12 protein-coding genes are annotated in these 13,402 nt (G+C 65.4%); 8 read left to right on the forward strand and 4 right to left on the reverse strand.

The genetic code is table 11. The features are described from left to right. Window position 1: 1 nt before the first annotated feature. The 7 genes from C4K27_RS29960 (at window position 2) to C4K27_RS29990 (ending at window position 7,203) form a co-directional block, all read left to right on the forward strand. Window positions 2–529 (forward strand): adenylyl-sulfate kinase, encoded by a 528-nt coding sequence (locus tag C4K27_RS29960; RefSeq protein ID WP_009046159.1) that lies wholly within the window; start codon window positions 2–4, stop codon window positions 527–529. Further along, window positions 523–1,095: a hypothetical protein gene (locus tag C4K27_RS29965; RefSeq protein ID WP_053263085.1), complete on the forward strand. Its 573-nt coding sequence runs from the start codon at window positions 523–525 to the stop codon at window positions 1,093–1,095. The genes C4K27_RS29960 and C4K27_RS29965 overlap by 7 nt, the downstream gene beginning before the upstream one ends. Further along, on the forward strand, window positions 1,092–1,820 hold the full coding sequence (locus tag C4K27_RS29970) for a formyltransferase family protein (protein ID WP_053263086.1): 729 nt from the start codon (window positions 1,092–1,094) through the stop codon (window positions 1,818–1,820). Before C4K27_RS29965 ends, C4K27_RS29970 begins: the two co-directional genes overlap by 4 nt. Further along, complete coding sequence (locus tag C4K27_RS29975; protein WP_053263087.1) at window positions 1,817–4,216, forward strand: PEP/pyruvate-binding domain-containing protein; 2,400 nt, start codon at window positions 1,817–1,819, stop codon at window positions 4,214–4,216. Before C4K27_RS29970 ends, C4K27_RS29975 begins: the two co-directional genes overlap by 4 nt. Continuing rightward, window positions 4,213–4,845 (forward strand): gamma-glutamyl-gamma-aminobutyrate hydrolase family protein, encoded by a 633-nt coding sequence (locus C4K27_RS29980; protein WP_053263088.1) that lies wholly within the window; start codon window positions 4,213–4,215, stop codon window positions 4,843–4,845. Before C4K27_RS29975 ends, C4K27_RS29980 begins: the two co-directional genes overlap by 4 nt. Before the next feature lie 6 nt (window positions 4,846–4,851). Then, window positions 4,852–5,601, forward strand: coding sequence for a phosphocholine cytidylyltransferase family protein (locus C4K27_RS29985; RefSeq protein WP_053263089.1), 750 nt, complete (start codon window positions 4,852–4,854; stop codon window positions 5,599–5,601). A 108-nt stretch (window positions 5,602–5,709) separates the two neighbouring features. After that, window positions 5,710–7,203 carry a YifB family Mg chelatase-like AAA ATPase gene (locus tag C4K27_RS29990; RefSeq protein ID WP_053263090.1) on the forward strand — a complete coding sequence of 498 codons (1,494 nt, stop codon included), beginning with the start codon at window positions 5,710–5,712 and terminating at the stop codon, window positions 7,201–7,203. 6 nt (window positions 7,204–7,209) lie between these two features. Here C4K27_RS29990 and C4K27_RS29995 read toward each other — a convergent pair whose 3' ends face one another. Both C4K27_RS29995 and C4K27_RS30000 read right to left on the reverse strand, forming a co-directional pair. Further along, window positions 7,210–8,424: an aldose 1-epimerase family protein gene (locus C4K27_RS29995; RefSeq protein WP_053263091.1), complete on the reverse strand. Its 1,215-nt coding sequence runs from the start codon at window positions 8,422–8,424 to the stop codon at window positions 7,210–7,212. A 106-nt stretch (window positions 8,425–8,530) separates the two neighbouring features. After that, the gene (locus C4K27_RS30000) at window positions 8,531–9,106 is read right to left on the reverse strand and encodes a TetR/AcrR family transcriptional regulator (protein WP_053263092.1); all 576 of its coding nucleotides are present in this window, start codon (window positions 9,104–9,106) and stop codon (window positions 8,531–8,533) included. Window positions 9,107–9,220: 114 nt separating this feature from the next. Between C4K27_RS30000 and C4K27_RS30005 the strand changes: the two genes are divergently transcribed. After that, the gene (locus C4K27_RS30005; protein ID WP_173613369.1) at window positions 9,221–10,147 is read left to right on the forward strand and encodes an ABC transporter six-transmembrane domain-containing protein; all 927 of its coding nucleotides are present in this window, start codon (window positions 9,221–9,223) and stop codon (window positions 10,145–10,147) included. Window positions 10,148–10,151: 4 nt separating this feature from the next. On the opposite strand, the gene C4K27_RS30010 is transcribed toward C4K27_RS30005, so the two are convergent. Then, a complete protein-coding gene (locus C4K27_RS30010; protein WP_053263094.1) occupies window positions 10,152–11,123 on the reverse strand; it encodes a Ca2+-dependent phosphoinositide-specific phospholipase C in 972 nt (323 codons plus the stop codon). A gap of 113 nt (window positions 11,124–11,236) precedes the next feature. After that, window positions 11,237–13,213 (reverse strand): methyl-accepting chemotaxis protein, encoded by a 1,977-nt coding sequence (locus C4K27_RS30015; protein ID WP_053263095.1) that lies wholly within the window; start codon window positions 13,211–13,213, stop codon window positions 11,237–11,239. Window positions 13,214–13,402 lie beyond the last annotated feature (189 nt).

Raw genomic sequence — 13,402 nt, forward strand, 5'->3', positions numbered from 1 at the left:
CATGGTGATCTGGCTGGTCGGCATGTCGGGCGCGGGCAAAACCACGATTGGCCGGGCCCTGTATGCCAGCCTGAAAGCGCAACGGCCGCAGACCGTATTCGTCGACGGCGACGAGATTCGCGCGCTGTTCCGCCATGATCAGCAGGCGGACGCCTACAGCGTCGCCGGACGCCGGGTCAACGCCGAGCGGATCCAGGCCCTGTGCGGCTGGCTCGATAGCCAGGGCATCGATGTGGTCTGCTGCATCCTGTCGATGTTCCAGGACATCAGCGACGACAACCGCCAGCGTTTCTCCAGCTACCGTGAAGTGTTCGTCGATGTGCCGCTGAGCACCCTGATCAGCCGTGACAACAAGGGGCTTTACCAGTCCGCCCTGCGAGGCGAACAGAGCAACGTGGTGGGCGTGGACATCGAGTATCCACCGCCGCAACGCCCGGACCTGGTGCTGCATAACCGTCACGAGCCCGACGACATCCCGGGCTATGTGGAACGCATTCGCCAGCTCTGTGGGTATCCACCATCATGCTGAACTACGCCTACAGCGACGGGGACCTGCTGGAAACCCCGCAGACCTACCGCTACAGCAGCTTCCAGGGTGAAGCCTTCGTCGACGCCTGGCGCGCCTCGCGCCTGGCTGCATGCGCCCACCTGCCGGCGCCAGCCTTGCCTGCGCTATATCCACAAGGCCCGGCGCACGCCGGGGACAGCACGACGCTGCTGGGCTACCTGTGCCTGGAAATGCGCGCGGACGCTGGCGTCTCCGGCCCGCTGGCGACCTACTGGCTGCCGCGCCTGCTGAAGAAATTCGAAGTGAGCAAACGCCTGTATACCGGCTATGAAGCCACGGCTCCGCACCGTCCGCTGCCACACGGCAGCTATGGATCCGCACAGCCTTACCTGTTGCTGGCCGAGTGCATGCTGCACGGCTGGCAGGCGAGCGGCGCAGCCTACTACCTCAGCGGCCTGCTCAAGCTGACGGATACCCTGGTGTCGCAGCAGGGCCGCCTCGCCCCGGACCAGGGCGCCTACCTGGCCTGGCTGCTGACCCAGGAACAACAGCTGCTGGCCACAGTCGCCCGGGAGGCCGGCCTATGAGTCGCGCCCGCCTGCTGATCCTCTGCGCCCGCACCGCGCGCTCGGTCGCCTACCTGCAAGGCTTGGCGGCGGCCGGAATCGAACCTGAAGCGGTGATTGTCTACGGCCAGGGCGGCGGCCCGTTGCAAACCACCCGCGAGTTACAGGTGCAGCCACTGGCGGGGCTGTTCTGCCCGGACCTGAGCCAGGACCTCGACACCTGCCTGGCGGCCCTGGACTGGCCCCACGAGGTGTCCCCGGCCCAGGCTCTCGACGATCCGCAACTGCTCACACTCATCGCCCGCCAGGCGCCGGACCTGGTCGTCTACTCCGGCTACGGCGGGCAACTGGTGCCGGCGGCCCTGCTGAGTCACTACCCGGTGCTGCATATCCACTCAGGCTGGCTGCCGGACTATCGCGGCAGCACCACCCTGTACTACCAGATCATCGAGCAGCGTGAATGCGCCGCCAGCGCCCTGCTGCTCGACGAGCAGATCGACACCGGCCCGGTGCTGGCGCGCAAGGCCTATCCCCTGCCCCCGCCAGGCATGGATGTCGACTACCTGTATGACAATGCGATCCGCGCCGACCTGCTGGTGGAAGTCCTCGGCCACTGGCGACGCGAAGGCGAGCGAGCCCTGCGGCCCCTGCCGGCCGAAGCCGAAAAGCCGCCTTACTTCATCATTCACCCGTTGCTCAAACACCTGGCCCTGCTGGCGGTGGACAAGCACAAGGACGCGCCATGAACCGGACCGCCGAAAACATCGTTCGTTTCGGGACCAAGTCCGAAACCCTGGAGCGCCTGCAGCCGCGGGTCACCCGCTCGCAGATCCTGCCGCTGTATTTCTTCACCGCGCGGCAGTGGCTTGACGCCCCCGCGGACGTGCTGCTGAACATCGCCAGGATGGAGCATGGCGGTTGCGTGATCGTGCGCAGCAGCGCGCAGAACGAAGACAGCGTCAACAGCTCGATGGCCGGCCTGTTCACCAGTTGCCTGAACGTCAGCGCCACGGATCCACGGGCCCTAAACGCGGCCATCGAACAGGTGATCGCGTCCTTTGCCGAACACCGTTGCGAGGACAACCAGATCCTGATCCAGCCGATGCTGACCTCGATCCAGATGAGCGGCGTGGTGATGACCCACGACCTGGAGCATGGCGCCCCTTATTACGTGGTGAACTACGACGACGAGAGCGGCCTGACCGATACCATCACCGGCGGCCAGGGTATCCAGAAAACCGTGCTGGTCTACCGCGACACCGAGAGCGCCCAACTGCGCTCCCCGCGCTTGCAGGCAGTGATCGATGCCTGCCGGGAGCTGGAAACGCTTTGCGGTAATGTGCCGCTGGACATCGAGTTCGCCGTCGACCGCCACCAGCAGGTCTATGTCCTGCAGGTGCGGCGCATCACCCTGTGCAACACCTGGCACCCGGTCACCGAACGGCGGGTGGCGCGCCAGCTGGAGCACATCCAGCGCTTCCTGGCCAAACGCCTGGCGCCCCAGGCCGGCCTGTATGGCGGCAGCACCTTGCTGGGGGTGATGCCTGACTGGAATCCGGCGGAAATCATCGGCACCACCCCGCGCCCGCTGGCGGCCTCGCTGTATCGGCGCCTGGTGACGGATTCGACCTGGCGCGAAGCCCGCGCCCTGATGGGTTACCACCACCCGCGACACCAGGCCCTGATGGTGATGCTCGGCCATCATCCGTATATCGACGTGCGTTGCAGCTTCAACTCATTCCTGCCGGCGGGCCTGGAACCGGGGTTGTGCACTCGCCTGGTCAACGCCTGGCTGCAGCGCCTGCAGGCCCATCCGCAATGGCACGACAAGGTCGAGTTCGAAGTCGTCCAGACCTGCCTGGACTTCACCTTCGACGCCGACTTCGCCGAGCGTTATGGCGACAGTCTCAGCGCCGTCGAACAACGGGCCTATCGCACGGCCCTCGACCAACTGACGCTGCGGGCGCTGAGCGGTGAGGGAGCCGGCGCGCTGCCGCCCTTGCTCGATCGGGTACGCGCCCACGAGCGCCAGCAGCAAAGCCGGCGCCTCGACGTCCTGCCAGCCGACCTCGACAGCATCCACCGCCTGCTGCTGGACTGTCGCGAGCAAGGCACGCTGCCGTTCGCCATGCTCGCCCGGCACGCGTTCATCGCCGAAACCCTGCTGCGCTCGGCCTGCCGCCGGGGCGCCCTGAGCAACGAGCGCCTGCTGGCCTGGAAGCAGTCGATCCACACCGTCACCACCGAATTGACGCGCGAATACGCCCAGGTCTGCGCCGATACCCATACCCTGCCGGCGTTCGTCGCCAAGTTCGGCCATCTGCGCCCCGGCACCTACGACATCACCTCACTGCGCTACGACGAGCGCCACGACCTGTTCGCTGCCGCGACCGTCGAGCTGGGTCACGGCGAGAGCCCGCAGACGGCATTCCAGCTACAACCCGAAGAACGCCAGGCCCTGCAATGGCTGATCGACGAGCAGGGCTGGCCGCTGTCGACCGAACACCTGCTGGACTACGCCAGCCAGGCCATCCAGGCCCGGGAATACGCCAAGCTGGTGTTCACCCGGGACCTGTCCGATGCCCTGCAATTGCTGGTGAGCTGGGGCGCCGACGTCGGCCTGGCCAGGGAAGACCTGTCCTTTCTCGATATCCACCCGCTGCTCGACAGTCTCACTGCGCCCCTGATGGACGACACCGATCGGGTCCTGCTGGAGTCGGCCAGCCAGGCGCGGCGCAGCTATGAACAGGGCATCTCGCTGAAGCTCGGGCACCTGATCAGCGCGGTCGACGATGTGTTCGTCGCGCCGCTGCATCGCAGCCTGCCCAACTTCATCACCCGGCAGAACGTCGAAGCCATCGGCATGGAACTGCGCCAGGACACCCCGGCCTCGGCGCCGCTCAAGGGCAAGATCGTCTGCATCGAGAATGCCGACCCCGGCTACGACTGGGTCTTCACCCGTGGTATCGCCGGGCTGGTCACCCAATACGGCGGGGCCAACTCGCACATGGCCATCCGCTGCGCCGAATTCGGCATCCCGGCGGCCATCGGCTGCGGTGAACAGTTGTTCAAGCGGATCCTGCGCAGCCCGCGCATCGCCCTCAATTGTCGCGACAAGACCCTGAACCCGGTGCAGCCATGAAACGTCTCGGCATCACCCTGAGAACCTGCAACCCGCAGGCCTACGACGAACCGCGCGATGGCCTGGCCAGGGACTGGTACCGTTTTTTTGCCGAGCTCGGCTGCGGCCACCAATGGCTGCTGCTGCCCAACCTGGGCGAAGACACCGTGGCCTATGCCCGGGCCCAGGGCGTGCAAGGCGTGATCTTCAGCGGCGGCGACGATCTCCGCAGCGACCCGTTGCGCGATCAGAGCGAACAGGCGCTGCTGGCCCACTGCGTGGCCGAGCGGCTGCCGGTGCTGGGGGTCTGCCGCGGGTTGCAACTGATCCACGACTTTTTCGGCGGCCGGCTGGCCGATGCCGATCGCGACGTGCACGTCGCACAACGCCACCTCATCACCGTGCTGGCCGCCGCCGAGCTGCCCTGGCTACAGGGCCAGGCGGCTTCGCGCTCGGTCAATTCCTTCCACGGCAAACAGTTGCTCGGCCCGTTGCCCGCCGCCCTGCGCCCCTGGGCCGTGGACGCTGCCGGGACTTGCGAGGCCCTGGTGCATACCCACCTCAAGGTGGCCGGCATCATGTGGCATCCCGAGCGCGAAGCAGCGCTGGACGACGCCGATCGACAACTGTGCCAATGGCTCTTTGAGTGACCTGACATGAAAGCCGTAATTCTCGCCGCCGGCCGCGGCTCCCGCCTGAAACACCTGACCGCCGCGCAACCCAAGCCCCTGGCCCGCCTGGCTGGCAAGCCGCTGCTCGAATGGCAGCTGCAAGCCCTGGAAAACGCCGGGGTCGACGAGGTGCATCTGGTCAGCGGTTATTGCAGCGAAGCCCTTGAAGGCTACGGCCAGAGCCGGCTGTACAACCCGCATTGGGCCAGCAGCAACATGGTGCGCAGCCTGATACGCGCCGACGCCCTGCTGTCCAGCGAACCGACCCTGGTGTGCTACGGCGACATCGTCTATCGCCCGGACATCGTCCGTGACCTGATGGCCTCCCAGGCGCCCCTGAGCATCACCTACGACCTCGACTGGTGGGACCTGTGGTCCACGCGCTTCGACGACCCCCTCAGCGATGCCGAAAGCTTCCGCCAACAGGCCGGCCAACTGCTGGGTATCGGTGAAAGGGTCACCAGCCACGAGGAAATCGAAGGCCAGTACATGGGCCTGCTGAAATTCACCCCCGCGGGCTGGAGCCAGGTCCAGGCGCTGCTGGCCGGCATGAGCGAGCAGCAGATCGACAAACTGGACATGACCAGCCTGCTGCGCGCCCTGCTCCAGGCCGGCACCGCTATCGCCACCGTGGCCATTCGCGGCGGTTGGGTGGAAGTCGACAATCAGTCGGACATCGCCCTGTACGAACAGCGCATAGCCCAACCGGGTTGGTCCCACGACTGGCGCGGCTGAGCCGCCCGCCGCAACATCCTGAGCCGATTTTCCGACGCGATGATGCTCCGGCCGGGGCTAGGCTTGCACAACCGCAGGACGCGGTTTCCCAGCCTCAAGGAACGAGTCATGTCTCTGGCCATTGTCCACAGCCGTGCCCAGACCGGCGTGCAAGCGCCGGCCGTGTCGGTCGAAGTCCATCTGGCCAACGGCCTGCCGGCCCTGACCCTGGTGGGCCTGCCCGAAGCGGCGGTCAAGGAAAGCAAGGACCGGGTGCGCAGCGCCATTCTCAATGCCGGCTTCGATTTTCCGGCCCGGCGCATCACCCTCAACCTCGCCCCGGCCGACCTGCCCAAGGACGGCGGGCGCTTCGATTTGGCCATTGCCCTGGGCATTCTCGCCGCCAGCGTGCAGGTGCCGACCCTGGCCCTGGAGGAAGTCGAATGCCTGGGCGAGCTGGCGCTTTCCGGCGCGGTGCGTCCAGTGCGCGGTGTGCTGCCGGCAGCCCTGGCCGCGCGCCAGGCCGGACGCACGCTGATGGTCCCGCGCGCGAATGCCGAGGAAGCCTGCCTGGCGTCGGGACTGAAGGTGATCGCCGTCGAGCACTTGCTGGAAGCCGTTGCGCATTTCAACGGCCATACACCAATCGAACCCTATGTTTCGGACGGCCTGCTCCAGCAGAACCGGCCCTACCCCGACCTGAATGAAGTACAGGGCCAGCTGGCCGCCAAACGCGCGCTGCTGGTAGCCGCGGCCGGTGCGCACAACCTGCTGTTCAGTGGTCCGCCGGGCACCGGCAAGACCTTGCTGGCCAGCCGCCTGCCCGGCCTGTTGCCGCCGCTGGAGGAGCAGGAAGCCCTGGAAGTGGCCGCCATCCAGTCGGTCACCAGCCACACTCCGCTGAGCCATTGGCCGCAGCGGCCGTTTCGCCAGCCGCACCACTCTGCGTCAGGGCCAGCCCTGGTGGGCGGAGGCTCAAAACCACAACCCGGGGAAATTACCCTGGCCCACCACGGTGTGCTGTTTCTCGATGAGTTGCCGGAATTCGATCGCAAGGTATTGGAGGTGCTGCGCGAACCGCTGGAGTCTGGGCAGATCGTCATCGCCCGGGCTCGCGACCGGGTGCATTTTCCGGCGCGTTTCCAGCTGGTGGCGGCGATGAACCCTTGCCCCTGTGGATATCTTGGCGAGCCCAGTGGCCGCTGCCGCTGCACCCCGGAGCAGATCCAGCGCTATCGCAACAAACTCTCCGGGCCGCTGCTCGACCGCATCGACCTGCACCTGACCGTGGCCCGGGAAAGCACCGCCCTCAACCCCAAGCCCCAGGCTGGGGATAACAGCGCGCAAGCCGCGGCCCTGGTGGCCCGCGCCAGGGAGCGGCAACAACGGCGCCAGGGTTGCGCCAATGCTTTTCTCGACCTGCCGGGCCTGCGCCGGCATTGCCAGTTATCCACAACCGACGAGCGCTGGCTGGAAACCGCCTGCGAACGCCTGACCCTGTCCCTGCGCGCCGCCCACCGCCTGCTCAAGGTCGCCCGTACCCTGGCGGACCTCGAGCAGGCCGAGCAGATCAGCCGCGAGCACCTGGCCGAAGCGCTGCAATACCGGCCGGCCGCGAGTTGAGGAGAATCACTCCTTGCTCAGGTCCACCAGCGGCGTCGGCCGTACTTCGGTCTGCCGACCGTTCTGGATCTGGCTGATCTCGGCCAGGGACTTATCCACAGCCGCCTTGTCGGCCAGCAGGCTGTAGTGGATCTGGAATTGCTTGCTCTGCCCGGCCTCGATGGTCGGCACCAGGCCCAGCGGACGCTGGTAGCGACGGTTGTAGGAGAAACTGGTGCCCGGTTCCAGGCCGGTCACGTAGCCCTGGCCCTGGGTATCGGTGTTTTTCCACAGGGAGAACACCGGCAACTGCCGGGTATTGAAGCCCACCGCCACACCGAGGCTGCCGGCCTTGTTGTGCAACACCGTCAGGGTGTCGCCCTGGGCATCGGCGTACGGCACCACGTTGTAGACAGTCTCGTCGTAATCCCGGGTCGGGCCGCGGTAGGTCTGCCAATCAGCAAGGTCGGCCTTGGCCTTGTCATTGAACGGCGACACCTGCTTCACCGCAGCGGCGAACTTCGCCCCCTCTTCGAGGAACGGCGTGCTGAAGTTGCTGTGATACAGCGCCTGGTATTCCTTCGGATAGTCGCCGTTGTTGGTCAGGGTGTCGTTGAGGGCGAAACTGACGCTGCCCGGCTCGGTCACCAGCTCGGTGACCACCGAGAAATCGACCTTCTTGAACGCCTGTTCCTTGAGCTCGCCGCGCAGGCTGATGGCGTACGGCGGCTTCTCGTCGATATGCAGGGTGACCTTGTTCGCCGGGATGTTCGCCGCGCGACCGTGCAGGGTCAGCAGCTCGCCGTTATCCATCCCCGGGTGCCCGACCCACTCGTAGCCACAGCGGGTCACCAGTTCGTTGAAGCCTTCCAGCCAGCCCAGGCCGCCGCGACCGTTAAGCTCGATGAACGCCGGGTTGACCACTTCCTTGACCGGCGAATCCCAGCCCATGCGCACCTTGCCGACGGAAGCCTGCAGAACATTCATGCCACGGGTCGGCACTACCGAGAGCTTCATCGCACCGTTGTCGATATCGACGATGCTCACCCCCTCCTGCCGCCCGCCATGCAGGGTGCGCAGGGTCACGGAAAAAGGCTTGGCGGTTTTTACTCCCAGCTGCGCGCTGGTGATATGGAAGTCCTGGGCGGCCTTGTCGGTATCGAGCAGGACATAGTCCCAGGCCATGGCATGGGAAGCAGCGGTGAACGCGGAAAGAGCGACCAGCAGTCGGAGTGGAGTCATGGGCGTGTGCCTTTATTGGAGTTGTGGGATTTTTATAGCGCTGATGAATCGTTTCAGCAACTTAATTTCCGCAACTGGTTGGCACACACGAACACCTCTCCAGGGCTCAGCGAATCCTCAATAACAACTCGACCACTTCCATCACCTCATCCATCGCCGCTGCGGCGGCCTCGGCCGAGGGCCGCAGCAACAGGCCATCGGCATAACCCATGATCTGGGCGAAGATCTGCCGGGCTGTGCGCGCGGGTGATGCGCACTGGAACACCTGGGCCTGCACGCCGGCTTCGATGATGCTGGCGAGCATGGCCTGCCACTGCTCATCCACCTTCTGGTAGGCCTCGGCCAGCGCGGTGTCGTGCATGGCTTCATCCCAGGCATCGAGCCACAGCGCCCAGCTGTCTTCGGCAGAAACCGGCAGGCAATCGCGCAGGAATCCATGCAGAGCCTCCAGCGGCGGCAAGCCAACCAGGGGCGCGCCTACAGCGTCCAGTTGCTCGTTGGCAAAACGCACGAAAGCTTCGCGACGCAATTCATTCCAGTCGCTGAAGTAGTGATAGATGTGGCTGCGGGACAAGCCGGCGTGGTCCGCCAGGTCGCGGGTGGAAACATCGGCGAAACCCTTGCTGTGGAACAGCTCCAGGGCGGCGGCGATGATCTGGTCTTTGCGGTCGGTACGGGACATGCGGGCATTACCTCTGGGCGCCGGTAGATGGACGGCGCTTGCGCTTTGAGCGATCGCTCAAATACTATTGAGCAGTCGCTCAATAATAGCGCTTATCTTCCCTCCGGTGCACTCATGCCAGCCGTTACCCCACAAATCCTGATCGATGAAAGCAAGAAAATCGGCCAGCAATCCGCCAGCCAGACCCTGAAAGCCATCGCCCGCGCCTACCCCGGCAAGCTGTTCTGCACCTTATCGCTGGTGGCGCTGGAGAACGCGTTGCTGCTGGCCTACCCATTGTTTGCCGGGTTCGCCGTGGACTCGATCATTCGCGGCGACGCCGGCAGCGCGTTGGCCTATGCCCTGGTGGTGCTGGCGTTCTGGGTGGTCGGGGCCGCGCGGCGAGCGGTGGATACCCGCACCTTCACGCGGATCTACGCCGACCTCGCGGTGCCGGTGATCCTCAACCAGCGCCTGCAGAACCAGAGCACCTCCATCGCCGCGGCGCGGGTGGTGCTGGCCCGGGAGTTCGTCGACTTCTTCGAGAAACACGTTCCGACCATCGCCACCGCGCTGGTCTCGATTGTCGGCGCGGCGGTGATGCTGCTGATGATCGAACCCTGGGTCGGCCTGGCCTGCCTGGTGGCCTTGCTGCTGTGCGTCACCCTGCTGCCGCGCTTCGCCCGGCGCAATCAGGAGCTGCATGAGCGCCTGAACGACCGGCTGGAAAAGGAAATCGGCCTGGTGGCCAAGGTCGGCGCCACGTCCCTGCAACGGCACTACCGGGTACTGTCGCGGCTGCGGATCTGGCTGTCGGACCGCGAGGCGGCGGCCTATCTGCTGCTTGGCTCGGCGGCCGCGCTGCTGTTCGTGATCGCCATCAGCCAGTTGGCCCTGACCGAGGGGGTCAAGGCCGGGCATGTATACGCGGTGATGACCTACCTGTGGACCTTTGTCAGCAGCCTGGATGAAGCGCCGACCATGGTCGACCAACTGGCGCGCCTGCGGGATATCGGCAAGCGGGTGGACCCGGGGCTCGCCGAACCGGCCGAGCCCCTCTGAAACCTCAGAACGGCCGGATGCGATAGCCGTTGCCATCCTTGGCCTCGGCGAATTTGTAATACGCCGACAGATTGACCTTCTCGGCGATGTGCTGGGTGAATGACACGCCGTCATCGCCCCACACGCGACCGATGTGGCTGTAGGCAAAGGCTTGCGCGGCCCACTGCTTGTCGCCCTTGCCCATGTTGTTCATGGCCACGTAGCCGGACGACGTCCTGGACATGCCGCTGACCTCGCCACTGACATCGTTCTGGCCGTTGGTGACCGGGGAAATGAACACCTTGGCGCTGGTGGTGCGGGCCTCGGCGTATTGCGAGAGCTTCTGGTTCTCCGAGTGGTTGAGCACCAACAGCACCTTGCCCTGCAGTTGGCTGGCGGTCGGCCAGGACTTGCCCTTGAGCGAGCCCTGCAAGGCACTGCTGCTGACACCCAGGTGCTGGGCCAGGTCGCCCGGGGTGTAGAGCTTGCCCTGGAAAATCCGGCTGACCAGGTCATCGAAGTCTTTCGGCGTACGCCCGGAGCTTTCCTTCGACCAGCCCTGCTTCTTGTCGAGGATCAGGGTAATCGGGAAGTGCCCGGGATGGCTGTCGCTCCAGAGTTTGATGTCGTTGAGGCAGGCCTCGAGGTCGTTGGTGCCGTTGCCGTCGCCGGTGCAATTGTTGTCATTGCCGGACTGGAACAGGCTGCCGGGGTTGTGCCGCACGAACCAGTGGCGGGGCGAACCTCCGGTGACCGCATCGCGTTGGTCCCAGAAGTCCAGCTCCAGGGTGCGCACGCTATCGAGCACGCTGGTAAAGGTGCCGGCGTACTGTTTTTCGTAGCAGTTATGGCATGCCACCTGGGCGATAGCGTTGAAGGCGGTGTACCAGGACGCCGGGGAAATGAATCCCACGGCCTCCTGGCTGGACGCCATCTGGCTGGCCAGTGCCAGGGGCAGCACGGCGGTACGGAGGGCAAAACCAGTGAGACGGGACATGTCAGCTCCTGCCGGGAAGGCATCCTGTAGGGAAATCGCCCCTATGGTTTAGCCCAGCCCCGCGCATTTGCAATCTGCCTCCCCAGCCGCGGCCAACGGCCACGCAACCGCTATCAACGGAACCGATCGACCTCCTGGCGCAAGTCCGCCGCCAGCTTCTCCAGCTCCTTGGCGGTGATCGCCAGGTTCGATACCACTTCGCGCTGTTCGCTGTTGGCCAGGGCAATGCTCTGCAGATTGCTGCTGAGCAGGGTCGCCGTGCTGCTCTGCTCCTGGGTCGCGGTGGTGATCGCGGCGAACTGCTGGCCGGCCGAGCGGCTCTGTTCGTCGATGCGCGCCAGGGCCGAGGCGACATTGGCGTTGCGCGACAGGCCTTCCTGCATCAACACATTGCCCTGCTCCATGGTGGCGATGGCGTTGCCGGTTTCCTGCTGGATGCTGTTGATCATCCCCGAGATTTCGTCGGTGGCTTCGCGGGTGCGCGAGGCCAGATTGCGTACCTCGTCGGCGACCACTGCAAAGCCGCGGCCTTGCTCGCCGGCGCGTGCGGCCTCGATGGCGGCGTTGAGCGCCAGCAGGTTGGTCTGGTCGGCAATCGCGGTGATCACCCCGACGATGCCACCAATTTCCTCGGAGCGCTGGCCCAGGGTATTGATCACCGTGGCCGTGCTGTTCAAGGCGCCGGCGATCTGCTCCAGCGACGCCGAGGCTTCCTCCATCGAGGTGCGGCCAATCCGGGTCTGCTGGGCATTTTCCTGGGCCAGGCGCTCGGTGTTGCCCATGTTGTCGGCGATATTCAGCGAGGTGGCGCTGAACTCCTCCACCGCCCCGGCCATGCTGCTGATCTCGCCCGACTGCTGTTCCATGCCCTCGTACGCCCCGCCCGACAACCCGGACAACGCCTGGGCCCGGCCATTGACCTCCGCGGCGGCCTTGCGGATGTGCTCGACCATGGTCGACAGGGCCTGGCCCATCTGGTTGAAGCTGCCTGCCAACTGGCCGATCTCATCCTGGCTGGAGACATTCAGGCGCGCACTCAGGTCGCCTTTGCCCAAGGCATCGGCCTGGCGCACCAGGTCGCCCAGCGGCGCAAGCTTGCTGCGCAGCAGCCAGACCGTGGCGCCCACCGCCAGCAGCATTGCCAACAGGCTGCCGATGACCAGCCGCAGACCGACGCTCCAGGTCACCGCACGGATTTCGGCCTTCGGCATGCTCGCCACCACCGACCAGGGCCCACCTTCGAAAGGGACGGCGACACTGTAGAAGTCCTCGTTCTTGTCGCTCCAGAAGTTGCCCTTGCCCGGCTGCCTGGCCAGTTCAGCGATGGTCGCCCCCGCCGGTTCCAGGGCCTGCACGCCGGCCGGCGGCACCAGCCACTTTTGCTGTTCGTCGAGCAACGCCAGGGAACCGGTCTGGCCGATGCGGAAGCGCTTGAGGTTGTCGAACTGGGCGTTCTGCGCGTCGGTGTAGTCGAAGCCGACGAACAGCACCGCAATCACCTGGCCGGCGCTGTCCCTCACCGGCGTGTATTGGGTCATGTACAGGCGCTCGAAGAGCAGCGCGCGGCCGACATAGCTCTGCCCCGCCATGAGTTTCTGGTAAGCCGGGTGCGCGTGGTCCAGCAGGGTGCCGATGGCGCGGCTGCCGTCCTGCTTACTCAGCGAGGTGCTGACGCGGATGAAGTCGTCACCGCTGCGCACGAACACCGTCGCCACGCCGGCGGTCATCTGCTTGAACTCGTCGACCTCCTCGAAATTGTTGTTCAGCACAACATCACCCAGGTGCAGGCCCGGGGTCTGGGTACCGGCCACGGTCACCGGCTGGTCCGGATGCAGGCTCAGGCCGCCGCTGAAACGCTTTTCGAACAGCCCGCTCAGGCGCTGGGTGCTTTCGCGCAAGGTGCCGTGGAAGGTATTGAGCTGGTCGGCCAGCAGCCGTGCCTCACTGGCCAGGTGTTCTTCCCGGGTGGCGAGGTTGGCGGCGTCCAGCGAGCGCAGGGCGAAGACAGTACTGCCGCTGATCACGATCGCCAGTACCACGGCGAGTGCGAGACCAAGCTGCGAGGCGATCCGGGCACGAGGTTGAGGCATGACAGCTCCTGGCCGAGAGACCGGATCGTCCTGATCGCGTCACACGCTCGGCAATGGTTCTAATAAGAATGAGATGTCGAAACCTTTCAGAACGAAGGTTCCACTTCCAAGGATTCGGCGGCGCCGCTCAATACTTGAGCGAGTTGCACGGGTATCGCGCAGGCCCCTGGTCACGGGGCCTTCATCGTT

It is taken from the genome of Pseudomonas chlororaphis subsp. chlororaphis (assembly GCF_003945765.1).
Taxonomy (GTDB): Bacteria; Pseudomonadota; Gammaproteobacteria; order Pseudomonadales; family Pseudomonadaceae; genus Aquipseudomonas; species Aquipseudomonas chlororaphis.

Coding starts and splice junctions, on each gene's coding strand:
- C4K27_RS29960 (WP_009046159.1), top strand. CDS start 2: ATGGTGATCTGGCTGGTCGGCATGTCGGGCGCGGGCAAAACCACGATT.
- C4K27_RS29965 (WP_053263085.1), top strand. CDS start 523: ATGCTGAACTACGCCTACAGCGACGGGGACCTGCTGGAAACCCCGCAG.
- C4K27_RS29970 (WP_053263086.1), top strand. CDS start 1,092: ATGAGTCGCGCCCGCCTGCTGATCCTCTGCGCCCGCACCGCGCGCTCG.
- C4K27_RS29975 (WP_053263087.1), top strand. CDS start 1,817: ATGAACCGGACCGCCGAAAACATCGTTCGTTTCGGGACCAAGTCCGAA.
- C4K27_RS29980 (WP_053263088.1), top strand. CDS start 4,213: ATGAAACGTCTCGGCATCACCCTGAGAACCTGCAACCCGCAGGCCTAC.
- C4K27_RS29985 (WP_053263089.1), top strand. CDS start 4,852: ATGAAAGCCGTAATTCTCGCCGCCGGCCGCGGCTCCCGCCTGAAACAC.
- C4K27_RS29990 (WP_053263090.1), top strand. CDS start 5,710: ATGTCTCTGGCCATTGTCCACAGCCGTGCCCAGACCGGCGTGCAAGCG.
- C4K27_RS29995 (WP_053263091.1), bottom strand. CDS start 8,424: ATGACTCCACTCCGACTGCTGGTCGCTCTTTCCGCGTTCACCGCTGCT.
- C4K27_RS30000 (WP_053263092.1), bottom strand. CDS start 9,106: ATGTCCCGTACCGACCGCAAAGACCAGATCATCGCCGCCGCCCTGGAG.
- C4K27_RS30005 (WP_173613369.1), top strand. CDS start 9,221: ATGCCAGCCGTTACCCCACAAATCCTGATCGATGAAAGCAAGAAAATC.
- C4K27_RS30010 (WP_053263094.1), bottom strand. CDS start 11,123: ATGTCCCGTCTCACTGGTTTTGCCCTCCGTACCGCCGTGCTGCCCCTG.
- C4K27_RS30015 (WP_053263095.1), bottom strand. CDS start 13,213: ATGCCTCAACCTCGTGCCCGGATCGCCTCGCAGCTTGGTCTCGCACTC.